The sequence below is a fragment of the Polaromonas sp. genome, from assembly GCF_029945925.1.
Taxonomy (GTDB): Bacteria; Pseudomonadota; Gammaproteobacteria; order Burkholderiales; family Burkholderiaceae_C; genus Polaromonas.
In genome coordinates this window covers 35,010-58,390 of the sequence record NZ_JAQSDN010000040.1, presented here as the reverse complement: position 1 = coordinate 58,390, position 23,381 = coordinate 35,010, and the positions used below count along the sequence as shown (strand labels likewise).

Genomic DNA, 23,381 nt, shown 5'->3' with positions numbered 1-23,381 from the left:
ATGACTTACCAGAAACGCAGCAAAGACCAGCTCGCCGCCCGCGTGGCGCGCGACATCCATGACGGCGCCTACGTGAACCTCGGCATAGGCATGCCGACGCAGGTCGCCAACCACCTGCCCGAAGGGATAGAGGTGATCCTGCAGAGCGAGAACGGCATCCTCGGCATGGGCCCTGCCCCCGGCGAGGGTGACGAGGACTTCGACCTGATCAATGCCGGCAAGCAGCCGGTGACCCTGCTCAAGGGGGGCGCCTATTTCCACCATGCCGACAGCTTTGCGATGATGCGCGGCGGCCACCTGGACATTTGCGTGCTCGGTGCCTTTCAGGTGTCCGCCACCGGCGACCTGGCCAACTGGAGCACCGGCGAGCCCGGCGCTATCCCGGCCGTGGGCGGCGCCATGGACCTCGCCATCGGTGCCAGGCAGACCTGGGTCATGATGGACCTGCTGACCAAAAAGGGCGAAAGCAAGGTGGTCAAGACCTGCAGCTACCCGCTGACCGGCATCGGCTGCGTCAAACGCATCTACTCTGACCTGGCTACCCTTGAATGCACGCCGCAAGGCCTGCGCCTGATCGACAAGGTCGAGGGGCTGGAGCATGCCGAGCTGGAAAAACTGCTCGGCCTGCCGATTGGTATGGCTCCCTCCCCCTCCGGGAGAGGGAAACTTTCACTAAAGGACACACATGAACCAGGCTTTTATCTGCGACGCCATCCGCACCCCTTTCGGCCGTTACGGCGGCGCGCTCAGCAGCGTGCGCACCGACGACCTGGCCGCCGTGCCGCTCAAGGCGCTGATGGCGCGCAACCCGAATGTGGACTGGCTGGCCGTGACCGACGTGATTTACGGCTGCGTGAACCAGGCCGGTGAAGACAACCGCAACGTGGCCCACATGGCCACGCTGCTGGCTGGCTTGCCGCTGGAGCTGCCGGGTGCCACCATCAACCGCCTGTGCGGTTCGGGCATGGACGCGGTGGGCACGGCGGCCCGCGCCATCAAGGCCGGTGAGGCCCGCATGATGATTGCCGGTGGCGTGGAGAGCATGAGCCGCGCGCCGTTTGTGATGGCCAAGGCCGAAAGTGCCTTCAGCCGCGCCGCGCAGATGTACGACACCACGATTGGCTGGCGTTTTGTCAACAAGCTGATGAAGGAAAAATACGGCACGGATGCCATGCCGGAAACCGCTGAAAACGTGGCGGCCGAGTACAAGATCAGCCGCGAAGACCAGGACAGGATGGCGCTGGCCTCCCAGCTCAAGGCGGTCGCCGCGCAGAAGGCGGGTTTCTTTGACGCCGAGATCACGCCGGTCACCATCGCACAGAAAAAAGGCGACCCGATGGTTGTCGGCAAGGACGAGCACCCGCGTGAAACCTCACTGGAAGCCCTGGCCAAACTCAAGGGCGCGGTGCGGCCTGACGGCAGTGTCACGGCGGGCAATGCCTCCGGCGTCAACGACGGCGCCTGCGCGCTGCTGATCGCCAACGAAGAGGCCGCGAAGCAGAACGGCCTCACACCGCGCGCGCGCATCGTCGGCATGGCCACGGCCGGCGTGCCGCCGCGCATCATGGGCATAGGCCCCGCACCTGCCACCGAAAAAGTGCTGGCTCTGACCGGCCTGAGCCTGGCGCAGATGGACGTGATCGAACTCAACGAGGCTTTTGCCGCCCAGGGCCTGGCGGTGTTGCGCCTGCTGGGCCTGCAGGACGACGATGTACGCGTCAACCCGAACGGCGGCGCGATTGCGCTGGGCCACCCGCTGGGAGCCTCGGGTGCACGCCTGGTGACCACGGCGATGAATCAGTTGCACCGCACCGGCGGCCGCTACGCGCTGTGCACCATGTGTATCGGCGTGGGGCAGGGCATTGCGCTGGTGATCGAACGCGTTTGAACTGAACCATCAAGGGACAGGGCCAGTGGCCCGGCAACGCCGGTTCCATGGCGTTTCCCGGCTGGATGGTTTCTTGTGGGGAGGGTCGAGCCGCGTCCTATTGACATTTTCGTTATTCATGACACCACACCGTTCGGGCTGAGCCTGTCGAAGCCTGTCCTGAGCTTGACGAGGGGCCCTTCGTCAAGCTCAGGGCGAACGGTAGTAAGTTGCCTGTCGTGATTTATGGAAATCTCAATCATGCCCCACCTGCCACAAGGGCAGGCGCCAGTCGCGCCACAGTGCCAGCAGGCGCAGGCCGGCGGTGAGGGTGACCGTGCTGACCAGCGCGACCCATTCGGGGGCGCCGAACGCGCTCAGTCCCAGGTACACCCAGCCACCGGCAAAGGCGCAGACCGCATAAGGCCGGTGGTCGCGAAACGCGCTGGGAATTTCATTGCAGACGATGTCGCGCAGCACGCCACCGAACACGCCGGTGACGATGCCCATCAACACGCAGACCAGCGCCGGCATGCCAGCCCGGCTGGCCACGTCCACCCCGACCGCAGCGAACAGGCCCAGGCCCAGCGCATCGGGGATCTGCATGACCCGCTCGGTCGGCTCGAAATGGCGCTGGCGCATGAACAGCATCGCCGCCATGCCGAGGGCCAGGATGCCCCAGACATACTCCACATGCCGGACCCAGAAGAAGGGCCGCTGGTCCAGCAGCAGGTCGCGCAGCGTGCCACCGCCAAATGCGGCCACAAAAGCCACCACCAGGACGCCCACGGCATCGAGCCGGCCGCGGGCTGCCGCCATGACCCCGGAGAGGGCAAAGGCGACGGTGGCCGACAGTTCCAGCGCATGGCGCAGCCAGCTGCCCCAGGTGTTGATGTTTTCCATGGGGGGATTGTGCCGCGGCGGCTACTGGCCGGGCGGGTGGCAGCCGTTTTCTCGCCCGTGAAAAACTGATTTCCGCTGGATTTCTTGAACCCCGGCAGGTGCTGCTGCACACTGGCCCGGGTCAAAAGAAACAAGGAACAAGCATGGGCAAGCGCATCGGATGGATAGGTTTGGGACGCATGGGCGAGGCCATGGCCAAACGCCTGATCAAGGCCGGCAACGAGGTCAGCGTGTGGAACCGCACGGCCTCCAAGGCCGCACCGCTGGCCGAATACGGTGCGAGCATCGTCGGCAGCAAGCAGGACCTGGCTTCCTGCGACATCGTGTTCACCATGGTCTCCACCACGGACGACCTGAAGCAGGTGCTGTTCGGCGAAGGCGGCCTGGTGGCCGGCACGGCCAGACCCAAGGTGGTCGTGGACAGCTCATCCATCTCGCAGGAGGGTTCGGCCGAGATCCGCACGCGGCTCGAAGCCATGGGGGTCGGCTACCTGTGTTCGCCGGTGTCCGGCAACGCCAAGGTGGCCAAGGCCGGCAAGCTGCTGCAGGTGGCTTCGGGCCCCAAGGCGCTGTACACCGAGGTCGAACCCTACCTGCAGGCCATGGCCCGCAAGGTCATGTGGGTGGGCGAGGGGGAGCTGGCGCGCATCTGGAAAATTGCGCACAACACCATGTTCGGCGTGATCATCCAGAACCTGTGCGAGATCACCGTGCTGGCCGAAAAGGCCGGCATTCCGCGCCACATTTTTCTCGAAAGCATCAACGACTCAGTGCTCGGCTCCATGTACACCCGATACAAGACGCCGATGCTGACCAACCTGACGTTTGACCAGGTGACCTTCACGCCCAAGCTGCTGCTCAAGGACATGGACCTCGGCCTCGGGGCCGCGCGGGCGCATGGCGTGGCCATGCCGGCCGCCGCGGCCACGCGCGAGTCGGTGGCGCGTTTGGTCGGCCGCGGCCACGAGGACATCGACTTTGCCGTGCTGCTGGTGGAAACCGCCAAGGATGCCGGCCTTGAGCTGACCTCCGAGAACATGAAGATGAGCGACGGTTTGGAAGCCTGACCATGGCCAGTACACCCGCCAGAACACTGATCCGCGGCGCCACCATCGTCACCATGGATGCGCAGGGCGACCTGCCCAGCGGCGACATCCTCGTGACGGGCGACACCCTGACGGAGATCGCACCGGCCATCCATGCCGATGATGCGCAAGTGGTCGATGCCACCGGCTACATCATCATTCCGGGCCTGATCAATGCGCACATGCACACCTGGCAGACCGCCTTGCGCGGGCTGGCCGCCAACTGGACGCTGCTGGAGTATTTCAAGAAGATGCATGCGGGGCTGGCCACCGTGTTCACACCCGACGATTTGTACATTGCCACGCTGGTCGGCTCACTGAACCAGCTCAACTGCGGCACCACCACGCTGGCCGACTGGTGCCACAACAACCCGACGCCGGCGCACAACGACGCGGCCATCAGCGGCCTGTTGGCGTCCGGAATACGTGCCGCCTTTTTCCACGGCACGCCCAAGCCCGATCCGTTGCCCGGGCAGGCGCCGTTCTGGGAAGTGCCGCATCCGCGCGCGGAAATCGAGCGCCTGCTCAAGGCGCACCAGGGCCAGCCGCTGCTGAGTGTGCAGGCGGCCGTGCTGGGGCCGCACTATTCGACGCTGGAGGTGGCGCTGCACGACTTCGCCATGGCCAAAGACCTCGGCCTGATTGCCTCGCTGCACCAGGGCGGGGGCCCGGCGCGCACACCGGACGGCTGGGAACAACTCGAGGCCGCCGGCCTGCTCGGCGACCACATCAACATCGTGCACGGGCACGCCCTCAATGACGTGCAGCTGCAGCGCTTCTGTGAACTCGGCATGAGTTTTTCAGCCGCGGCCGAAAGTGAAATGAGCCAGGGCCATGGCCACCCGATCACCGGCCGGCTGCGGGCGCTGGGCCGCGCCCCTTCACTGGGCGTGGACCTGGAAAGCGTGATGAGCGGCGACATGTTGACGCAGGCGCGTATCGCGCTGGGCATCCAGCGCTCGCTCGACAACGTGGCCTGGCGCGAGGCCCACGGCAGCATTCCGCCGACCTCGACCGTCATCACGCGCGAGGCGCTTTCGTGGGTGACGGTCGAAGGCGCGCGCATGCTCAAGCAATCGCACCGCATCGGCTCGCTGGCCGCCGGCAAGCAGGCCGACCTGGTGCTGATCCGCGCGAGTGACCTCAACATGCAGCCGGTGCACGACCCGGTCAACTCGGTGGTGATGCAGACCTCGCTGGCCAACATCGACAGCGTGATGGTGGCCGGGCGCTGGAAAAAACGCCACGGCAAGCTGCTGGGCGTGGACCTGGCGCCGCAGCTGGCCGCCTTGCAGGCGTCGGGGCAAAAAATCGCGAAGGCATTGTCGCTATCAAATATATAGCTGACTGCGCAGGTAATAAAAGGGCGGAGACCCGTTTTGACCATCAAACCAAGGAGACACAACCATGAAACGCTTTCTTCTTTTCGCCGCTGGCCTGCTGGTCGCAGGTAGCGCGCTGGCCCAGGCCACTTCGACAGGCTCAGGACAGGGCTACCCCAGCAAACCCATCAAATTCCTTGTGCCCTTCACGGCCGGCAGCGGCACCGACCTGATTGCCCGCAGCATCGCCGATACCATGGGCAAGAGCATGGGCCAGCCCATCCTCATCGAGAACAAGCCCGGCGCCGGCGGCACCATTGCCGCAGGCCAGGTGGCCAGGGGCGAGGCCGACGGCTACACCGTGCTGGTGCATTCGTCGGGCCACGCGCTGAACCCGGCGATCTACAGCACCATCGGTTACGACACGCTCAAGGACCTCACCGGCATCACGCCGCTGGCGGCCCTGCCCAATGTGCTGGTGGTCAACCCGGCCAAGGGCTGGAAGTCGGTCGCCGACCTGGTCGCCGCTGCCAAGGCCAAGCCCGGCCAGCTCAACTACGCCTCGGCCGGTGTCGGCAGCGCGACCCACCTCAACGCGGAAAAATTCCGCCTGCAGGCCGGCATCGAGGCCCTGCATGTGCCCTACAAGGGCACGCCCGAAGCCATGACCAACGTCATCGGCGGCAGCAACGACTGGTTCTTCGCGCCGCTGGCCTCGGCCCTGCCGCTGGTCAAGGACGGCAAGCTGCAGGCGCTGGCCGTCAGCACGCCCAGCCGTTCGCCCGCGCTGCCGCAGGTGCCGACCACGGTCGAGGCCGGGGTGGCGGGTTCGGACTACACCTTCTGGGTCGGCATGATTGTGGCGAGCAACACACCCGCGCCTGTGGTCAAACGCCTGCACGAAGAAGCCCTCAAGGCCATGGCCAGCCCCGAGGTCAAGGAGCGCATGAACAAGCTGGGCGCCGAACCTTTCCCGCTGTCGGTCGAGGCTTTCAACGCCTTCATCAAGACCGAGGTGGACGCCGCCGCGCGGATTGCCAAGGCGGCCGGTCTCAAGGGCCAGTGATGGCGCTGGTTCATGTCGCCGGTGTGGGCAAGATGGGCCTGCCCATGGCCGGGCACCTGCAGGCGGCCGGTCATGCGCTGACGGTCAGCGACCCCAGCGAGGCGCGCCTGCAGTTGGCCCGCGGACAAGGCCTGGCGGTGGCTGATGAAGCCGGCGCGGCCATGGCGCGCGCCGACATGATTTTTTCCTCGCTGCCCGACGACGCCGCGCTGCGCCAGGTGGCGTCGCAGGTTGCGCAATCGGCGCGGCGGGGCGCGGTCTACATCGACACCAGCACGGTGTCGCAGCAGGTGTCGGCCGAAGTGGCGCAGGTGCTGGCGGCAGCCGGGGTGTTTTACCTGCGCACCACGGTGTCGGGCAACAACAAGATGGCCGAGGCGGCCCAGCTCACGGTGATGGCGTCCGGGCCGCGCGCCGCTTATGACAGCGTGTTGCCCTTGCTCAAGACGCTGGGGCCGAACCAGTTTTACCTCGGCGAGGCCGAGCAGGCGCGGCTGATGAAGCTGGTGGTCAACCTGATGATTGCGCAGACCAGTGCCATGCTGGCCGAGGCCCTGACCCTGGGCCGCAAGGGCGGGCTGGCCTGGGGCGACATGTGGCAGGTGCTGGGCGCCAGCGCGGTGGGTTCGCCCATCGTCAAGGCGAAATCGGCGCAGCTTTCGCAGCGCGATTTCACGCCGACCTTCACGGTCGAGCAGATGATCAAGGACCTGACGCTGATTCTGGGCGCCGGCGCCGACAGCCATGTGCCCTTGCCGCAGACGGCGCTCACGTACCAACTTTTGCATGCGGCCTTGGCCCAGGGCGACGGCCAGGACGACTACGCGGCCATCATCAAGACGGTTGAGCGCAGCGCCGGGCTGGACACCAGGCTGCAGGACAAGTCATGAAAAGTTTCATCTACAACGCGCAGGCGGCCCGCGTGGTGTTCGGCGCCGGCAGCCTGCAGCACCTGGGCCGCGAAATCGAGGCACTCGGCGCGCGCAAGGCGCTGGTGCTGTCCACACCCGAGCAGCGCGCCTCCGCCGAGATGATTGCCGACCTGCTGGGGCAGCACGCCGCCGGCGTTTTCGACCGCGCCGTCATGCATGTGCCGATGGAAACCGCGCGCGAAGCCCGCGACCTGGCCCGCCGGCTCGGCGCCGACTGCGCCGTCGCGATTGGCGGCGGCTCCACCACCGGGCTGGGCAAGGCGATTGCGCTCGATTCCGGCCTGCCGATTCTGGCCATTCCCACCACCTATGCCGGCTCCGAGATGACTTCCATTTACGGCATCACCGAGGGCGGGCTGAAGAAAACTGGCAAGGATGCGCGCGTGTTGCCGCGCACCGTGATTTACGACCCTGAGCTGACCCTGAGCCTGCCGGTCGGCATGAGCGTGACCAGCGGCATCAATGCGATTGCCCACGCCGCCGAAGGCCTGTATGCGGTGGACCGCAACCCCGTCATGGACTTGATGGCAAAAGAGGGTATAGCCGCCATGGGGCGGGCGCTGCCAGCTATCAAAAACGTAGCGAATGACCTGACCGCCAGAAGCGATGCCCTGTACGGCGCCTGGCTCTGCGGCACCGTGCTGGGCAATGTGGGCATGGCGCTGCACCACAAGCTGTGCCACACCCTGGGCGGCAGTTTCAACCTGCCGCATGCCGACACCCACACCATCGTGCTGCCGCACGCGCTGGCCTACAACGCGGCCGCGGCGCCGCAGGCCATGCAGGCCATCGCGCAGGCGCTCCAGGGCCGCAGTGCGGAACAGGCGGTGTTCGACCTGGCGCAGAACAACGGCGCGCCGGTGGCGCTGCGCGACATCGGCATGAAGGCGTCCGACCTCGACCGGGCCTGCGACATCGCCATGCAGAACCAGTACCCGAACCCGCGGCCGCTGGAGCGCGCTGCGATCCGCCAGTTGCTGCAGGATGCGTTTGAGGGCGTCCGGCCCCGGGCGTGAAGAGCGGGGGTGTGCATGTTTTCAATTCGTCCATTGCGTCCGCCGATTTTTTTAGACCTGCTCTGACCTGCCGGGCTGGCGACCGGAGACAACGGCGCACCGCGCCGGCAGGCCCATGAACACATGTTTGCAGGGCCAGTGCTGTGCGCAAGGCTTGCGCTGCATCACCTGCCGCCCGCGGACCCGCCAGCCCACGTGGGTTGTTCCGCCTTGCCTTAAACTGACGGAATGAATCTTCGATTTCTGGAAACATTTGTATGGCTTGCAAAGCTTCGGAATTTCCGATTAACCGCAGAAAAACTTCACACCACACAGGCCGCGGTCTCTAGCCGCATCGCGACGCTGGAGCAGGAGCTGGGCGTTCGCTTGTTCGATCGGGGTGACCGCGAAGTCACGTTGACGCTGGAAGGCAGCAAGGCGCTGGTCTACGCTGATCGCCTCGTGCGGACCACGCACGACATGCTTGAGAGCATGAAAGACCGGGCGCTGTATACCGGCGTTGTTCGGATCGGCGTGATCGAGTCCATCATTCATTCCTGGTTTCCCGAATTGATGGCACGCATTCACCGCGTCTATCCTCAACTGGAAGTGGAATTGGCTGGCGACACGACGATCCGGTTGATCGAGCAGTTCACCAAGGGCAATCTTGACCTGATTCTGCAGACCGATCCCGTGCTCGGGGTTGATGTACAAAACATGCCGCTGTGCGACTTCCCGATGCGCTGGTTCGGTGCGACTGGCCTTAACCTTCATGGTGACGTGCTGACGCTGTCCGACATTGCAACGTTTCCCATCCTGAGCTTCTCACGCAATTCGGGTCCGCACAGATTTCTCGAGCGGCTGTTCGACGACCAGGTCGGCAAACCGGTCCGCATCAATTGCATGACCTCGGTTTCGGCCATGGTTCGACTGGTGGTCGATGGTTTTGGCCTGGCCATGATTCCGCCTGCAATCATCCAGCGTGAACTGGCCAACGGTGATGTGCGCCTCCTGCAAATCGACACCGAGATGCCGAACATGTCGCTCGTCTGTTCCTACCGGTCGGGGCCGGAGACGCCGCTGTTTCAGCAGATCGCGGCGGTAGCGCAACAAACTGCGCAGGATTTCGCCCGGGGTTTACCTGGAGATGTTGCACGCATGCCCGCGGCTGATGTGGCCGCCGATCCCTGGACCATTTCCACGCGCCCCTAGGCTCATAAATTAAATTGATGGATGCTCGTCAATATTACTTGTTGGATTTGCACATCATGTTGGATGAAACTATGTCGAATAGTCAACATGATCTTCTGATCCCATATGAACACTGACAAGACACGGGGCCTCCTCTGCATCTGGACCAACATCGAACCAGAGCACGATCTGGACTTCAACCGCTGGTATGACCGCGAACACATGCAGGAGCGTGTGGCTATCCCCGGCTTTCAGAGTGCGCGCCGTTTTGGTGCCATCGGCGACTGTCCACGCCCCTATCTGGCGCTCTACTACACCGACAGCCTGGATATTTTTCAGTCGGAGCCCTATCGTCGCGCCTTTGCCAACCAGACCGCCTGGTCGCTTGAAAACTTCACGCGGATGCGAGGCACGCAACGCCGCGTGGGCCAGTTGACCCTGGAAGCGGGCGCTGGAGAGGGCGGTGCGCTGGCGCTTTTTGTGGTGCCGGAAGCCACGCTGCGGCAGCCAGGCGTCAAAGCGCGACTGCAGCAGATGTTGACCGCCCTGACCGGGCAGGACCACGTTATTCGCACGACGCTGCTCGAAACCGATGCCGGCCTGTCCACCCCGGTCACCGCGGATGCGGTGGCTGCACCGTCGGATGCGCTCGTGATGGTGGAGGCGACTCGCGCCACGGCTGCCCACCACCATGCGCTGGCCTTGTCCGAATCCCTGGGACTGCCCCCGGGTGAGGTTTATTCGTTCCAGTCGCTTTGGCGACTGGCTTCCTGATTTTTTTCTGGAGAGTCCCATGACCCTGAACCGCCGCTACCTCTTATCCGCCCTGGCTGCCGCCTGCATGAGCCTGTCATCGGCCCACGCAGCAGACCGCTGGAACATGTCCGTCGAGCAACCCGACGGCAACTACATCTCGGCCGTCGCGCGCGAGTTCGCTGCTGACGTGGCCAAGGCCACCGGCGGCGAACTCGAAATCAAGACCCATTCCAATTCGTCGCTCTTCAAGCGGCCCGACCTCAAGCGTGCCGTGCAAACCGGCCAGGTTCAGGTCGGCGACGTGCTCATCTCGGTGCTCGGCAATGAAGATCCCATCTTCGAAGTCGATGCCGTGCCCCTGCTGGCGCGCGACTTCGACAGCGCCTGGAAACTCTGGAAGGCCAGCCGCGCCGGCATGGAGTCGCGGCTGCAGAAGCAGGGCATCAAGCTGCTCTATAGCGTGCCATGGCCGCCTCAGGGCATCTACACCAAGGTGCCTGTCACGCAGATGGCCCAGTTCAAGGGCATGAAGTTTCGTGCCTACAACGCCGCGACCTCACGTCTGGTCGAGCTGATGGGCGCTTCGCCCGCGACCGTTAATTCGGGCGACGTTCCGCAGGCCTTCGGGACCGGTTTGATCGAGGCGATGATCACTTCTCCCGCTACCGGGGTGGATTCGCAGGCCTGGGATTTCTCCAAATACTACTACGACGTCCAGGCCTTCATTCCCAAAAACGTGACCATGGTCAACGCACGCGCGTTTGAACGGTTGCCGCCCGCTTCGCAGAAAGCCGTGCTTGAGGCTGCTGAACGCGCCGAAAAAAGGGGCTGGGACATGGCGCGCAAGCAAACCAGCGAATTGACCCAGACACTCGCGAAGAACGGCATGATCGTGGGCACCACACCGCCAGCGATTGAAGTCGAGCTCACCAAGATTGGTGCCGTGATGGCCGCGGACTGGGTCAAGAAAGCTGGCGCTGACGGCAAGGCCGTGATCGATCAGGCCAAGCGCTAAGCCGCGATGAAGGCACTGCACCGTTTGTACCTGGCTTCGGGACTGTTGTCGGCGGCTTCGCTGATTCTGATCTGCACCATGATCCTGGCCCAAGTGGTGGCCCGGAACCTGGGCTCGACGGTGCGTGACGCCGATGAGTTCGCGGCCTGGGCCATGGCCGCCGCGGGCTTCTTCGGCCTGCCCTATGCCCTGCACTGCGGCTCCCACATCCGGGTGTCCGCCGTGGCGCGGTTTGTGCCGCCATCACTGCATCACGCGATGGAAGTGCTGGCCAGCATGATCGGGCTCTGCCTGGCCCTGTACCTGGCCTGGTATTGCTCGGCCTTCGTGCTGGAAAGCTATCGATTCAACGAGTTGTCGCAAGGCCTGGTGCCGGTGCCGCTGTGGCTGCCGCAGCTGCCAATGGCACTGGGCTCGACGCTGCTGGCCGTGGCCTTCGGCGAGCGGCTGCTGTGCGTGCTGCGGCATCAACAGTTTGAAATCGGCGACGGCGAAGAACGGAGCGAATGACATGACCACGATTGCAATCGTATTGATCGGGGCCTTGTTCCTGCTGCTGGCAATGGGGGTGTGGGTGGCGCCCGCGCTGCTGGCCGTCGGCATCATCGGCATGGAGCTGTTCACTGACGCGCCGGGCGGCGCCATCCTGGCGACCACCAGTTGGGCCTCGAGCGCCAGCTGGACGATGACGGCGCTGCCGCTGTTCATCTGGATGGGGGAGATCCTGTTTCGCACCAAGCTGTCGGACGACATGTTCGCGGGATTGGCGCCATGGGTGGAGCGCCTGCCCGGCCGCCTGCTCCACGTCAATGTGCTGGGCTGCGGCATCTTCGCCGCGGTGAGCGGTTCGTCGGCGGCCACGGCTGCGACCATCGGCCGGATCTCGCTGCCCGAGCTCAAGTCGCGCGGTTATCCCGAATCGATCTCGATCGGTTCGCTCGCTGGCGCCGGTACGCTGGGGCTCTTGATTCCGCCGTCCATCATCATGATCGTTTATGGCGTGGCGGCGCAGGTGTCGGTGGCCCGGCTTTTCATCGCTGGCGTCCTGCCCGGCCTGCTGCTGATGGCGCTGTTTTCGGGCTACATCATCTTCTGGTCGCTGTTGAACAAGGACAAGATCCCGGCCGCCGGCCTGGCGATGCGCTTCGCCCAGAAGGTCTACGCCACGCGCCGGTTGATCCCGGTGGTCCTGCTGATCATCGGCGTGATCGGCTCCATCTACGCGGGCTTGGCCACCGCCACTGAAGCCGCAGCCATCGGCGTGGTGGGCGCGCTGCTGATCGCCGGTTTCTCCGGCATGCTAAACCGGGCGACCTTCCTGGACAGCCTGCTCGGCGCGGTACGCACCTCGACGATGATCTTTTTCATCCTGCTCGGCGCCGCCTTCCTGACGTCCGCGATGAGCTTTACCGGTTTGCCGGCGGCGCTGGCCGACTGGATCGCGGCGATGCAACTGCCGGCCTGGGCGCTGCTGGTTGCGCTCACGGTCTTCTTCATCATCCTGGGCTGCTTCCTGGACGGCATTTCCATCGTGTTGCTGACCACCTCGGTGATTCTTCCTGCGGTGCAGGCCGCCGGCATCGACATGCTCTGGTTCGGTATCTACATCGTGCTGGTGGTTGAAGTGGCGCAGATCACGCCACCGGTGGGCTTCAACCTGTTCGTGGTGCAAAACCTCACCGGTAAGGACATCTTCACCGTGGCCAAGGCCAGCTTCCCGTTCTTCCTGATGATGGTGGTCGCCACCGTTCTCATCACGATGTTCCCCGCGATCGTGCTGAGCCTGCCCCAGGCCATGACGGCTCGTTGAGCCTGTTGCCGAGAACGATCCATGTCCCTTCTTCCGAAAACGCTGGGCTACTGGCGCGCTGAGCTTGACAGCGGCCGCATCAGCAGCCGCGATCTCACCGAACAGGCGCTGGACGCCGCCATCACCTCCAGCGAAGCGTCAAGCACGTTTGTTGCGGTGCATGCCGCCACGGCCCGAGCCACGGCCAATGCGATCGATGCCCTGCGTGCGGCGAAAGTTCCGCTGCCGCCTCTGGCCGGCATACCGATATCGGTCAAGGACCTGTTCGACGAGGCCGGGCAGATCACGCGTGCCGGATCGCGTGTGCTGAACGGGGCAGCACCAGCAACAACTGATAGCGTCGTGGTGCAGCGCCTGCGCGCGGCCGGAACCGTGGTCATTGGCCGCACCAACATGACGGAGTTTGCGTACTCGGGCCTGGGGCTGAACCCGCATTACGGCACACCCCGCAACCCCTGGGACCGGGCGACCGGACGCATCCCCGGCGGGTCCTCGTCGGGTGCCGCGGTGTCGGTGACCGATGGCATGGCCGCCGCAGCGATTGGCACGGACACCGGCGGTTCAGTGCGCATTCCGTCGGCCTTGTGTGGCCTGACCGGCTTCAAGCCGACCGCGCAACGCGTGCCGACCGAGGGGGTTCTGCCGCTGTCCTTCACGCTGGACTCGATCGGACCGCTTGCGCGCAGCGTGGCGTGTTGTGCGCAACTCGACGCGGTTCTTTCTGCGCGTGCTGGCGCCGCGCTTCGTCCGGTCTCACTTGCCGACCGGTGCATCGCGGTGCCGCGAACGTTGGTTTTCGAGGGCATGGATGCCACGGTGGCCGCCGCGTTCGACGCCGCCTGTCGTACCCTGTCCGCGGCGGGGGCACACTTGGTGGAGATCGACATGCCCGAGTTCGCCGAGCTGGGACATATCAACCGCCTTGGCGGCTTTATTGCGGCCGAGGCCTGGGCCTGGCATGCGCGTCTGCTCCAGACGGGTGAAGCCGAGTACGACCCGCGGGTCTCGGTGCGCATACGGCGCGGCGCCGCGATGACAGCAGCCGACTACCTGACGCTGCTGGGGGATCGGCGCCGCTGGATTGCCGGCGTGCATCAGCGCCTTCTGGACGCGAACAGTGACACCCTGCTCATGCCGACCGTGCCCGTTGTGGCCCCGCCGATCGCTCTGTTGCAGGACAGCGAGGAGCTTTATGGGGCCACCAACCTGCTCATGCTGCGCAACCCGACGCTCATCAATTTCCTCGACGGGTGTGCATTGAGCCTGCCCTGTCACAAGCCCGGCGAGGCACCGGTCGGCCTGATGCTTGCCGGCGTGCATGGCCAGGACGAGCGGCTGCTCAGCCTCGGTGCCGCCGTCGAGGTCGCGCTCGCACGGGGCACCTGAAGCCGCTAAGCGCTGGGCGTCGTCCACCGTTAAATCGCAAGGAGAATTTCATGACAGAGAAAATTGCCGTCATCCTCGGCGGCACTGGCATGGTCGGCGCCAACATGGCGCAATTGCTGGATCAGCAAGGCGGGTGGGATGTGACCATTGTGTCGCGCCGACCACCTCAGTTTGAGACCCGGGCGCGCCATGTGGCGTGTGACATGAGCGACCCGGCGGATTGCGAGGCCCAACTCAGCCAGCTGACGGACACAAGCCATATTTTCTGGACCGGCCACGCGACGGGGACCCGCTGGGTGGACAAAGTGGCCAGGGACACCGACCTGTTTCGCAATGCCATGACTGCCATTGAAGCAGCGGCGGGCCGGCTCGAGCATGTGTGCCTGCTGCAAGGCTCGAAGTACTACGGTCGCCACCTGGGGCCTTTCAAAACGCCGGCGAAGGAAAGTGATGCACGCCACTTCCCGCCCAACTTTTATTACACGCAGGAAGACTTCCTGAAAGAGCTTGCGCACGGCAAGCGCTGGACCTTCTCCCTGATGCGCCCGCACATCGTCTGTGGTTATGCCCGCACCGACATCAACCTGCCAAAACCGATTGCGGTTTATGCCACGCTCTGCAAGAAGCTGGGGTTGCCGCTGCGTTTTCCCGGGCCGGAAGCTGCATACCGGGCCGTGCATTGCGCCAGCGATGTAGAACTGCTCAACAAAGGCATGTTGTGGGCCGCCACCACGCCTGGCGCGGCCAACGAGGCGTTCAACATGGTCAATGGCGACCACTTCCGTTGGCAGTACCTGTGGCCGCGGATTGCAGATTATTTTGGATTGAAGGCTGGTGGCGTGCAGCAGATCGATCTTGAAACCATGATGGCCGACAAGGAAGACCTGTGGAACGAGATCGTGCGTGAACACAATCTCTTGCCGACACCTTTTTCCGAGGCGGCCAGCTGGGCGTTCGCCAACTATGCCTTTGCCCCGACCTGGGACATCATGCTTGACAACACCAAGGCGCGAAAGCACGGGTTTCAGGAGTTCGTCGATTCGGAAGACATGTTCATCCGGATTTTCGACAGCTTCCGCCGCCAGCGCTTTATTCCGTAAGGTTCCCGACAGCAGGCATCGGCGGTTCGGCGGAACCAGAACCTGCCAAAAGCTTTTGGCGGTTGAGGGCGGCGCGGATACCGGTGGGTTGCGCCGCCGGCAAATTTCAGCTCATGCCCTCAACCCTCAATACACCCCAAATCGCCCGGTCCACTTGCGCTCGTAGTCCTGCTTGGCGAAGTGTTCGGCGACGAAGTCGATGAAGGTGCGCACCTTGGCCGACAGGTGTTTGCGGCTGGGGTAGGCCAGGTTGATGGTCAGGCGCGGCAGGTTCCACTCGTCTCGCCGCGGACTTTTCAGCCGTGGATGTGGCCGATGCCCGCGTCAGCAAGCTGCCAGCATTTCTGCCTGAGACCGACCGATTTTTCCCCGACAACACTTTCGACATGCGGCGCGCCCTGGTCGTTCATGCAGAGGGGATGGAGCGCGCGGCAAAAAATGCACAGGGCCGCGCACCGCGTGACAAGGCCTACACCCTGTCGGCCGAACTGTTGCTGATGCAGCACACCTGCCACTGGTACCGCCGCTCCAAGGCTATCGCCTCGGCCCGCATGCTGGCCCGGCACCAGACGCCTTACCCGCAGTTGCTGGCGTCCGTGGACCCGGAGACGCGCCAGGCCTACCTGGCGACGATAGGCCGGTAAAGCGGCAGCCCCGCCAGCGCATCAGTCAAATCGGGCACCAGCCCATATGGGGCGGGCGCAAGCAGCTATCAAATCAGGAGTAATCTGTGCTGTCAGGAGGTGCCGGCGGCATGCCCGATCGCTTGTTTCAGCACCTGCAGGGCCCGCCGGCCATGGCTGCCGCGCCAGGCCACGATCTGGTCGGGGCGGATCAGGGCCAGCGGCGCTTCGTACAGCGCCAGCAGCGCGTCTGACGGTTGCAGCACCACCTTCACATCCATGCCCAGCGCCGCCGCCGCGTCCACAAAACCGCGGGTGTCGGGCGCATCCGGCCCCAGGGCCAGCAGCGTCCATTCGAAGTTGAAACTGTCGTACAGCGAGGAGCCGTCCTCCAGCCACGCATGCGGCGCGCGGCCACCGGGGCTGGCGCTCGGCTGGTAGTGGCCGGCGTCGTCCGGCGGCGGTGTGCTGCCGTCCTTCACGATAAGCGGCGAGCCGTCGTAACGCCCGCCAAAGGTCACGCCGGGAATGTTGAACTCCAGGCGCACGTGCTGGTTCAGGTAACTGGCGGCGCGTTCGCGCTCGGCCTGGCCCGCGGCATCTTCCTGCTCCAGCAGGGCGGTGGCGCGGAAGCTGCCGACCGAATCGGCAAACCGCCGGGCATAGGCGGTGTTGCGTTCGGCCAGCGGTTGGCGCTCCGGCCCGTAACTGTCCAGCAACTGCGGCGGCGTCTGGCCGCGCACCACGGCGGCCAGCTTCCAGCCCAGGTTGACGGCGTCTTCCACCGCGGTGTTGTAGCCGAGGCCACCGGTCGGCGTGAACAGGTGGGCCGCGTCGCCGCCAATGAACACGCGCCCGCGCTGGAAGCTCTGCGCGACCAGCGAATGGCCGGCGGTCCAGGTGCCGACCGACAACACCTCGATGGCCAGATGCACGCCCATGGCTTCATCAACAATCCGCTGCGCGTCGGCGGCGGTCCAGCTGTCGGCATCTTCGCCTTCATGCACGGCGGCGTGAAAGGCAAACTCCGACTGGCCGTCCACCGAGGCCATGAAGGCGCGCCGCTGGGGATTGACCGACACATACATCCAGGCGCGGGCGTGCGGGAAGACGGTGTAGAAATCAGGGGCGCGCAGGTACACCGCAAACATCTTGCCGCCCATGAACTCGCGCCTGACACCGCTGGCGCCGTCCCAGGCGATGCCCAGCGTGCTGCGCACCAGGCTGCGCGGGCCGTCGGCGCCGACCAGGTATGCGGCCTGCACGTCCAGGGCTTGCCCGCCGGCGGTGGCGCGCACCTGTGCCTGTACATGGCTGCCGCGGTCCTCGAAACTTTCAAGGCCCCAGCCGTAACGCACATCGATGCCGGGCAGGGCCTCGGCGTGGCGGCGCAAGGTGGCTTCGACAAATTTCTGCGACACGCGGTGCGGCAACTCGGCCGCGCTCCAGGAGCCGCTCATGGCCTTGATGTTGGTCACCGCCTGCGCGGCGGTGGGCAGGCGCAGGCGGGCCAGCTCATGGCCGGTGTAACGCGTGAAGTAGGCAATGTCGGTCGGGTGGTCGTCAGGCAGGCCCTGGGCACGGATCTCGCCGGCAAACCCGAGGCGGCGGAAATGCTCCATGGTGCGTGCCTGCGTGGCATTGGCCTGCGGGTTGAAGGCGGTGCCGGGTTTCGGGTCCACCAGCAGGCAGCGTATGCCGCGGCGACCGAGCTCGTTGGCCAGCATCAGGCCGCAGGGGCCGCCGCCGGCGATCAAGACATCGGTTTGAATCAGTTTGCTCATGGATCAGTACACGCCAAAACGTCCGGTCCACTTGCGCTCGTAGTCCTGCTTGGCGAAGTGTTCGGCAACGAAGTCGATGAAGGTGCGCACCTTGGCCGACAGGTGTTTGCGGCTGGGGTAGGCCAGGTTGATGGTCAGGCGCGGCAGGTCCCATTCGTCGAGCACCGGCACCAGGCGGCCGGCCACGATGTCGTTGTAGACGATGTAGCTGGGTTGCACCAGGATGCCCAGCCCGTCGAGGGCCGCGGTGCGCAGGATCTGGCCGTCGTTCGACTCCAGCAGGCCCTTGACCGTGACGGTGGTGGATGCACCGTCGCGGGTGAAGCGCAGCTCGTTCGGGTTGTTGGCGTAGGTGTAGATCAGCAGCTTGTGTTTGTGCAGGTCTTCCAGGGTTTTCGGAAAACCGTGCTGCGCAAAATAACGCGGCGACGCCGCCAGAATGCGGCGCGTCTCGGCCAGGCGCCGGATCGTGATGTTGGAGTCGGGCTCGATCTCGCGCGTGCGGATGGCCACGTCGATGTTGTTGTCGATGATGTCCAGGTAGCGGTTGGCGGCCTCGACGTGCACGGTCACGTTGGGGTAGCGCTGCGTGTATTCACGCAGCAGCGGCGCCACGTGGTGCAGCGAAAACGACAGCGAGGCCGTGATACGCAGCATGCCGGTCGGGTTGAGCGCCGTGGCGTTGACCGCGGACTCGGCATCCTTGAGGTCCGACAGGATGGTTTTGGCGCGGCTGAAAAATTCCTGGCCGGTGTCGGTGAGGTAGAGCCGGCGCGTGTTGCGCTCCACCAGCCGGGCGCCCAGGCGCTCTTCCAGTGCGGACAGGTGCCGGCTCGCGGCGGCATTGGACAGGTCCAGCGCTTCGGCGGCGCGGCTCAGGCTGCCGGTTTCGGCCACCTGCACAAACAATTCGATTTCAGTCCAGCGATCCAAGCCATGTCTCCTGCAGTTGCCGTCTTGGCTTTTCCGGGGCCGCCTGCATTGTGGCCCAGCGGCAGCCGCCTTTTTTCCACCGCGCGGAAAAGTCATTTGCACCAGCCCGCTTTTGTTCCGGGACGCCCAAGCCTACAGTTAGCGCCAGAGAGTCCACGAAGGAAAGTATGCACGTCCACGCTCCCGTTTTTCGGAAATTCCGGCCATGCGCAACCTGAACCAGGACACTATCACCCAGGCGGTGCTTGCCCGTTTTGCGGGCACGCCCGATGCGCGCCTGAAGGAGCTCATGACCAGTCTGGTGCAGCACCTGCACGCCTTTGCGCGCGAGGTGAAGCTGACCGAAGCCGAGTGGCTCGCAGGCATCCACTTCCTCACCGCCACCGGCCAGAAATGTGACGACAGGCGCCAGGAGTTCATCCTGCTCAGCGACACGCTGGGCCTGTCCATGCTGACCGTGGCCATGAACAACGACAAGCCGCCCGGCTGCACCGAGGCCACGGTGTTCGGGCCCTTTCACGTCGAGGGGGCACCGCATTTCGACAATGGCGCCGATGTGGCCAACGGCGCGGTGGGCGAGGCCTGCGTGGTAAGCGGCAGGGTGCTGGGCCTGGCCGGCGAGGCGGTGGCCGGCGCCGAAATCGAGGTCTGGCAGGCCGATGCCGAAGGCAACTACGACGTGCAGTACGCCGACCTGGACAAGTTCCAGGCGCGCGGCGTGCTCAGGGCCGATGCCGACGGCAGCTTCAACTTCAGGACCATCGTGGCCGAGCCTTACCCGATTCCCGTAGACGGCCCGGTGGGCGACATGCTGCGGGCGACAAAGTGTCACCCCTGGCGGCCGGCTCACCTGCACTTCATGATCAAGGCCCCGGGTTATGAAACGCTGGTGACCCATGTGTTTCGCAACGGGGACCCTTACCTCGACTCTGATGCGGTGTTCGGTGTGCGCCAGTCGCTGGTGGCTGACTGGGTCAGGCAGCCCGACGGCGTGTACCGCCTTGATTTTGATTTTGTCCTCAACCCGGCCTCATGACGTGATCTACATCTTTTCCCTGATCGACAAGCCCGACAGCGGCGAACTGCGCCAGCGTGTCCGGCCCGAACACAAGGCCTGCCTGGCCGCCATGGCGGACCGTATCGCCTTTGCCGGGCCGCTGGTCACCGACGACGGCCGGACCATGCTTGGCAGCCTGCTGGCGATCGAGTTCGAATCGCGCGATGCGGCGCACGCCTGGCTCGCCGATGAACCCTTTACCCGCGCGGGCCTGTATGCGAGCACCAGCGTCCATGCCTTCGTGAACCTGTGGCCGCAGAAAGCCGGCTTCCCCGCATGATCAAACACATCGTCATGTGGAACATCCGCGGCGACACGCCCGAAGCCAAGGCGACGGGCATCGCCAGGCTGCAGCGCAGTTTTGAAAGCCTGCGCGGGAAAATTCCCGGCCTCACGCATCTGGAAATCGGTGTCGATGCCAGCCGCATCGACTATGCCTGCGACGTGGTGCTGTATTCCGAGTTCGAGACGCAGGCGGCGCTCGACGCCTATGCCAGCCACCCCGAACATCTGCGCGTGAAGGGCGAACTCGCCGATCTGCGCATCGCGCGGCACCAGGTGGATTACGAAGACCCGACGGAAAGCCGGCGGGTCAGCCCTCATCAAGTAAAGGAAACAAGCCAATGAACGACAAGCTGAACAACGAACTTTTGATACGCCAGATGGTCGAGCGCTGGGCCGTCTGGCGCGATGCCGGCGACTGGGAGCGCTTTGCCACCGTCTGGCACCCCGAAGGCGTGATGATGGCGACCTGGTTCCAGGGACCGTTCGCCGACTTCATTCGCGTTACGCAGGAGGGCTGGGCCAAGGGCGTCAGCATCCTGCATTTTCTCGGCGGTTCGGCCGTCGAGGTCGCGGGCGAGCGCGCGATTGCGCAGACCAAGATGACCATTTCGCAGCGCGGCATGGTCGAGGGCGCGGACGGACCGGTGCTGTGCGACGTGGTTTGCACCGGCCGTTTCTATGACTTCGTGCAAAAGCATGAAGGCCAATGGAAGCTGCTGCACCGTCAGCCCATCTACGAAAAAGACCGCATCGACCCGCTGGACTCGACCGCCCAGCTCAAGCTCGATGCGCAGGCCCTGGCCACCTTCCCCGAGGGCTACCGCCACCTGGCCTATATCCAGACGCGGATTGGCTACACCGTGAAGATGGACATGCCCATGCTCAAGGGGCCGGTGGTCGACGAGCTGTACCGGCGCGGCGCGCGCTGGCTGGCCGGCGGCGTGCTCGAACGCTAGTACACGACACCCGGCAAAGGGGGATGCGATCCGGCGCAGAAATCGGACGTATCGGGCGGACGCATTGTGCAGGAGCCTTTCATGAAGGAGACAGTTTTGACCCAGCAGATTTTCCCCGCCACAGCGATGGCCCGCCAGGCCGGTGTACCCGCCATGCGCCAGCGCTTGCTCACGATGGCCTTGTTGCTGCTGGCCACCGCGGGCATGGGGGTACAGGCCCAGACAGCGGGCTTGCCACAAGCGCCCATCCGGCTGATCGTGCCTTTCACCCCGGGCACCGGCATCGACATCGTGGCCCGAGCCGTGGGGCCGAGGCTGTCCGAACGCCTTGGGCGGCCAGTGGTGGTGGACAACCGGCCCGGCGCGTCTGGCAACATCGGCACCGAAGCGGTGGTGCGGGCGGCACCCAACGGCTCCACACTGCTGGTGACGGTCAACACATTGGTAATGAATGCCAGCCTGTACCCGCAACTCGCCTTTGATCCGCTCAAAGACCTGACGCCAGTGGCGCTGACGAGCTGGGGCCAGCTGCTGCTGGTGGCCCATCCCAAAACCGGCTTCAAAAGCGCGGCGGACCTGCTCACGGCCGCACGCCAGGCGCCCGGCCGCATCAACTATGGGTCGCCGGGGGCTGGCACGCCGCATCACCTAGCGATGGAACTGCTGAAGAACACGGCGGGCGTGTTTGTCACCCACATCCCCTACCGCGGCACTGGCCCAGCGCTGACCGACCTGCTCGGCGGGCAGATCGACACCATGTTCCTGCCCATTCATGTGGCCCTTGCGCATGTGCGCTCAGGCCGTTTGGTCGTGCTGGGCATCGGCAGCGAGAAGCGGCATCCGCTGCTGCCTGACGTGCCGACGCTGGCTGAAGCGAAAGTCGGCCAGATCAATGTCGGCATGTGGTTTGGCATTTTTGCGCCGCAGGGCGCCTCACCTGAACTGGTGGCTTTGCTCAACCGCGAGATCAACGACATCCTGCGTACGGACGAAGTCGCCAAGGCCTTCCAGACGCAGGGGATGGACCCCAGCACGGCTACGCCGGCCGAATTCAGGCGCCTGCTCGAGACCGACGCCAGGCGCTGGGCCAACCTGATCAAGTCGCAGAAAATTTCCGCAGAATGACACGCATGAACAATGAATTGCGTGTGATCATTGTAGGGGCCGGTATTGGTGGCCTGACCGCTGCGGCCTGTCTGCTCGGCAAGGGCTACAGGGTGCGTGTCCACGAGCAGGCGTCGGCCCTGGGCGAAGTGGGGGCAGGTATCCAGACCAGCGCCAACGCGGTGAAGGTGTTGTACGCCCTCGGGCTCCGTGACGAGCTCGAGAAAGTGGCGGTGCGCCCGAAAGCCTTTGAGTTCAGGCGCTTTGACACGGCCGAGCTGATGCACCGGATTCCGCTCGGCGAGCAGCACGAGCAGGCCAATGGCGCGCCTTATTACCATCTGCACCGCGCTGACCTCCACGACCTGCTGGCGCGCAAGGTGCATGCGCTCGACCCCGACTGCATCACCCTTAACGCCCGTGCCGAAGGTTTCGAGGAGTCGGCCAGCGGCGTGACACTGAAGCTGGCAGATGGCTCGCGGGTTCAGGGCGATGTGCTGATTGGCGCCGATGGCATCAAGTCCGCGATACGCGCACAGCTGCTCGGAGAAGCACCGGTCAGCTACACCGGCGACGTGGCCTGGCGCGCGGTGATCCCGGTGGCGCGTTTGCCGGCTGGCATCATGGAGCGGGTCTCCACCGTCTGGTGCGGACCGAAGAAACATGCGGTCATGTATTACCTGCGGGCCGGCGAGCTGATGAATTTCGTCGGGCTGGTCGAGCATGGCCAGCCGGAAACGGAGTCGTGGACGCAAAAGCGGCCTTGGGAAGAACTCAAGCAGGACTACCAGGGCTGGCATGCCGACATCCAGACCGTGATCGATGCCATCGACAGGGACAGCTGCTACCGCTACGCGCTCAACAACCGGCCGCCAGTGGACAACTGGAGTACCCCCAGGGTCACGCTGCTCGGTGACTCGGCCCACCCCACGCTGCCTTACATGGCTTCGGGTGCGGTGATGGCCATTGAGGATGCGGCCGTGCTGGCGCGCTGTCTGGAGACTGACGCCGTACACGAAGCCCTGCAGCGTTACCAGCGCAACCGGCTGGAGCGCACGGCGCGCATCGTCAACGAGTCCACCGCGAGCCGCGGCCTGTACCGCATCGAGGACGAGGACGAGATGCGCAGGACTTTCCAGGAAAAAAACCTCACGCGCGCGCGGTCGGAGTGGTTGTACACGTACGACCCCCTGGCTGTGCCACTGGTTTGA

Annotated in this window: 23 protein-coding genes and 2 pseudogenes; 21 read left to right on the top strand and 4 right to left on the bottom strand. The window is 64.7% G+C overall.

All coding sequences use genetic code 11. The annotated features are described in order from the left end of the window. Positions 1-633 (top strand): annotated as a pseudogene (locus tag PSV40_RS12625) (3-oxoacid CoA-transferase subunit B); the annotation flags it as partial. 52 nt (positions 634-685) lie between these two features. Further along, positions 686-1,888, top strand: a complete 1,203-nt coding sequence (gene pcaF, locus PSV40_RS12620; protein ID WP_300538001.1) for a 3-oxoadipyl-CoA thiolase — start codon at positions 686-688, stop codon at positions 1,886-1,888. Positions 1,889-2,122: 234 nt separating this feature from the next. On the opposite strand, the gene PSV40_RS12615 is transcribed toward pcaF, so the two are convergent. Continuing rightward, positions 2,123-2,770, bottom strand: a complete 648-nt coding sequence (locus PSV40_RS12615; protein ID WP_300537999.1) for a trimeric intracellular cation channel family protein — start codon at positions 2,768-2,770, stop codon at positions 2,123-2,125. A gap of 98 nt (positions 2,771-2,868) precedes the next feature. On the opposite strand from PSV40_RS12615, the gene PSV40_RS12610 reads away from it, so the two are divergent. The 12 genes from PSV40_RS12610 to PSV40_RS12555 all read left to right on the top strand — a co-directional run bounded on the left by PSV40_RS12610 (position 2,869) and on the right by PSV40_RS12555 (position 15,428). Beyond that, complete coding sequence (locus PSV40_RS12610) at positions 2,869-3,837, top strand: NAD(P)-dependent oxidoreductase (protein WP_300537996.1); 969 nt, start codon at positions 2,869-2,871, stop codon at positions 3,835-3,837. 2 nt (positions 3,838-3,839) lie between these two features. After that, the gene (locus PSV40_RS12605) at positions 3,840-5,198 is read left to right on the top strand and encodes an amidohydrolase family protein (protein ID WP_300537993.1); all 1,359 of its coding nucleotides are present in this window, start codon (positions 3,840-3,842) and stop codon (positions 5,196-5,198) included. Positions 5,199-5,262: 64 nt separating this feature from the next. Continuing rightward, on the top strand, positions 5,263-6,243 hold the full coding sequence (locus tag PSV40_RS12600) for a tripartite tricarboxylate transporter substrate binding protein (protein WP_300537990.1): 981 nt from the start codon (positions 5,263-5,265) through the stop codon (positions 6,241-6,243). Next, positions 6,243-7,133: an NAD(P)-dependent oxidoreductase gene (locus PSV40_RS12595; protein ID WP_300537987.1), complete on the top strand. Its 891-nt coding sequence runs from the start codon at positions 6,243-6,245 to the stop codon at positions 7,131-7,133. Before PSV40_RS12600 ends, PSV40_RS12595 begins: the two co-directional genes overlap by 1 nt. Continuing rightward, positions 7,130-8,191, top strand: coding sequence for a maleylacetate reductase (locus PSV40_RS12590; protein WP_300537984.1), 1,062 nt, complete (start codon positions 7,130-7,132; stop codon positions 8,189-8,191). Before PSV40_RS12595 ends, PSV40_RS12590 begins: the two co-directional genes overlap by 4 nt. A 228-nt stretch (positions 8,192-8,419) precedes the next feature. Further along, positions 8,420-9,382 (top strand): LysR family transcriptional regulator, encoded by a 963-nt coding sequence (locus PSV40_RS12585; protein ID WP_096698019.1) that lies wholly within the window; start codon positions 8,420-8,422, stop codon positions 9,380-9,382. A 105-nt stretch (positions 9,383-9,487) separates the two neighbouring features. Further along, complete coding sequence (locus PSV40_RS12580; RefSeq protein ID WP_096698018.1) at positions 9,488-10,135, top strand: DUF4286 family protein; 648 nt, start codon at positions 9,488-9,490, stop codon at positions 10,133-10,135. A 19-nt stretch (positions 10,136-10,154) separates the two neighbouring features. Continuing rightward, positions 10,155-11,132: a TRAP transporter substrate-binding protein gene (locus tag PSV40_RS12575; RefSeq protein ID WP_300537980.1), complete on the top strand. Its 978-nt coding sequence runs from the start codon at positions 10,155-10,157 to the stop codon at positions 11,130-11,132. A gap of 6 nt (positions 11,133-11,138) precedes the next feature. Further along, on the top strand, positions 11,139-11,642 hold the full coding sequence (locus PSV40_RS12570; RefSeq protein WP_096698016.1) for a TRAP transporter small permease: 504 nt from the start codon (positions 11,139-11,141) through the stop codon (positions 11,640-11,642). A gap of 1 nt (position 11,643) precedes the next feature. Next, entirely contained in the window at positions 11,644-12,942 is a 1,299-nt protein-coding gene (locus PSV40_RS12565) for a TRAP transporter large permease subunit (RefSeq protein ID WP_300537977.1), read from the top strand. A 21-nt stretch (positions 12,943-12,963) separates the two neighbouring features. Continuing rightward, positions 12,964-14,328 carry an amidase gene (locus PSV40_RS12560; RefSeq protein WP_300537975.1) on the top strand — a complete coding sequence of 455 codons (1,365 nt, stop codon included), beginning with the start codon at positions 12,964-12,966 and terminating at the stop codon, positions 14,326-14,328. Between the two features lie 50 nt (positions 14,329-14,378). Then, complete coding sequence (locus PSV40_RS12555; protein WP_300537973.1) at positions 14,379-15,428, top strand: SDR family oxidoreductase; 1,050 nt, start codon at positions 14,379-14,381, stop codon at positions 15,426-15,428. 126 nt (positions 15,429-15,554) lie between these two features. Here the strand turns inward: PSV40_RS12555 and PSV40_RS12550 are convergent. Further along, positions 15,555-15,710, bottom strand: a pseudogene (locus tag PSV40_RS12550) (LysR family transcriptional regulator); the annotation flags it as partial. 20 nt (positions 15,711-15,730) lie between these two features. Between PSV40_RS12550 and PSV40_RS12545 the strand changes: the two are divergent. After that, positions 15,731-16,072: a hypothetical protein gene (locus PSV40_RS12545; protein WP_300537972.1), complete on the top strand. Its 342-nt coding sequence runs from the start codon at positions 15,731-15,733 to the stop codon at positions 16,070-16,072. A 92-nt stretch (positions 16,073-16,164) separates the two neighbouring features. Here the strand turns inward: PSV40_RS12545 and PSV40_RS12540 are convergent, their stop codons facing one another. Together PSV40_RS12540 and PSV40_RS12535 are read right to left on the bottom strand one after the other, a co-directional pair. Further along, positions 16,165-17,835: an FAD-dependent oxidoreductase gene (locus tag PSV40_RS12540; protein WP_300537969.1), complete on the bottom strand. Its 1,671-nt coding sequence runs from the start codon at positions 17,833-17,835 to the stop codon at positions 16,165-16,167. A gap of 3 nt (positions 17,836-17,838) precedes the next feature. Beyond that, on the bottom strand, positions 17,839-18,768 hold the full coding sequence (locus tag PSV40_RS12535; protein ID WP_300537965.1) for a LysR family transcriptional regulator: 930 nt from the start codon (positions 18,766-18,768) through the stop codon (positions 17,839-17,841). A gap of 205 nt (positions 18,769-18,973) precedes the next feature. On the opposite strand from PSV40_RS12535, the gene PSV40_RS12530 reads away from it, so the two are divergent. The 6 genes from PSV40_RS12530 to PSV40_RS12505 all read left to right on the top strand — a co-directional run bounded on the left by PSV40_RS12530 (position 18,974) and on the right by PSV40_RS12505 (position 23,381). Then, positions 18,974-19,804, top strand: a complete 831-nt coding sequence (locus PSV40_RS12530; RefSeq protein ID WP_300537962.1) for an intradiol ring-cleavage dioxygenase — start codon at positions 18,974-18,976, stop codon at positions 19,802-19,804. Position 19,805: 1 nt separating this feature from the next. Beyond that, positions 19,806-20,105 carry a YciI family protein gene (locus PSV40_RS12525; RefSeq protein WP_300537960.1) on the top strand — a complete coding sequence of 100 codons (300 nt, stop codon included), beginning with the start codon at positions 19,806-19,808 and terminating at the stop codon, positions 20,103-20,105. Next, a complete protein-coding gene (locus PSV40_RS12520; RefSeq protein ID WP_300537957.1) occupies positions 20,102-20,452 on the top strand; it encodes a Dabb family protein in 351 nt (116 codons plus the stop codon). The genes PSV40_RS12525 and PSV40_RS12520 overlap by 4 nt, the downstream gene beginning before the upstream one ends. Then, positions 20,449-21,066 (top strand): nuclear transport factor 2 family protein, encoded by a 618-nt coding sequence (locus tag PSV40_RS12515; protein ID WP_300537954.1) that lies wholly within the window; start codon positions 20,449-20,451, stop codon positions 21,064-21,066. The genes PSV40_RS12520 and PSV40_RS12515 overlap by 4 nt, the downstream gene beginning before the upstream one ends. Before the next feature lie 204 nt (positions 21,067-21,270). Continuing rightward, positions 21,271-22,191: a tripartite tricarboxylate transporter substrate binding protein gene (locus PSV40_RS12510; protein ID WP_300538315.1), complete on the top strand. Its 921-nt coding sequence runs from the start codon at positions 21,271-21,273 to the stop codon at positions 22,189-22,191. 5 nt (positions 22,192-22,196) lie between these two features. Continuing rightward, positions 22,197-23,381 (top strand): FAD-dependent monooxygenase, encoded by a 1,185-nt coding sequence (locus PSV40_RS12505; RefSeq protein WP_300537952.1) that lies wholly within the window; start codon positions 22,197-22,199, stop codon positions 23,379-23,381.

Excerpts from the sequence above, each read along its gene's own strand:
- PSV40_RS12570 (WP_096698016.1), top strand. The coding sequence starts at position 11,139 with ATGAAGGCACTGCACCGTTTGTACCTGGCTTCGGGACTGTTGTCGGCG.
- PSV40_RS12600 (WP_300537990.1), top strand. The coding sequence starts at position 5,263 with ATGAAACGCTTTCTTCTTTTCGCCGCTGGCCTGCTGGTCGCAGGTAGC.
- PSV40_RS12540 (WP_300537969.1), bottom strand. The coding sequence starts at position 17,835 with ATGAGCAAACTGATTCAAACCGATGTCTTGATCGCCGGCGGCGGCCCC.
- PSV40_RS12580 (WP_096698018.1), top strand. The coding sequence starts at position 9,488 with ATGAACACTGACAAGACACGGGGCCTCCTCTGCATCTGGACCAACATC.
- pcaF (WP_300538001.1), top strand. The coding sequence starts at position 686 with ATGAACCAGGCTTTTATCTGCGACGCCATCCGCACCCCTTTCGGCCGT.
- PSV40_RS12590 (WP_300537984.1), top strand. The coding sequence starts at position 7,130 with ATGAAAAGTTTCATCTACAACGCGCAGGCGGCCCGCGTGGTGTTCGGC.
- PSV40_RS12595 (WP_300537987.1), top strand. The coding sequence starts at position 6,243 with ATGGCGCTGGTTCATGTCGCCGGTGTGGGCAAGATGGGCCTGCCCATG.
- PSV40_RS12530 (WP_300537962.1), top strand. The coding sequence starts at position 18,974 with ATGCGCAACCTGAACCAGGACACTATCACCCAGGCGGTGCTTGCCCGT.
- PSV40_RS12585 (WP_096698019.1), top strand. The coding sequence starts at position 8,420 with ATGAATCTTCGATTTCTGGAAACATTTGTATGGCTTGCAAAGCTTCGG.
- PSV40_RS12555 (WP_300537973.1), top strand. The coding sequence starts at position 14,379 with ATGACAGAGAAAATTGCCGTCATCCTCGGCGGCACTGGCATGGTCGGC.
- PSV40_RS12510 (WP_300538315.1), top strand. The coding sequence starts at position 21,271 with ATGGGGGTACAGGCCCAGACAGCGGGCTTGCCACAAGCGCCCATCCGG.
- PSV40_RS12515 (WP_300537954.1), top strand. The coding sequence starts at position 20,449 with ATGAACGACAAGCTGAACAACGAACTTTTGATACGCCAGATGGTCGAG.
- PSV40_RS12505 (WP_300537952.1), top strand. The coding sequence starts at position 22,197 with ATGAACAATGAATTGCGTGTGATCATTGTAGGGGCCGGTATTGGTGGC.
- PSV40_RS12565 (WP_300537977.1), top strand. The coding sequence starts at position 11,644 with ATGACCACGATTGCAATCGTATTGATCGGGGCCTTGTTCCTGCTGCTG.
- PSV40_RS12520 (WP_300537957.1), top strand. The coding sequence starts at position 20,102 with ATGATCAAACACATCGTCATGTGGAACATCCGCGGCGACACGCCCGAA.
- PSV40_RS12575 (WP_300537980.1), top strand. The coding sequence starts at position 10,155 with ATGACCCTGAACCGCCGCTACCTCTTATCCGCCCTGGCTGCCGCCTGC.
- PSV40_RS12605 (WP_300537993.1), top strand. The coding sequence starts at position 3,840 with ATGGCCAGTACACCCGCCAGAACACTGATCCGCGGCGCCACCATCGTC.
- PSV40_RS12560 (WP_300537975.1), top strand. The coding sequence starts at position 12,964 with ATGTCCCTTCTTCCGAAAACGCTGGGCTACTGGCGCGCTGAGCTTGAC.
- PSV40_RS12615 (WP_300537999.1), bottom strand. The coding sequence starts at position 2,770 with ATGGAAAACATCAACACCTGGGGCAGCTGGCTGCGCCATGCGCTGGAA.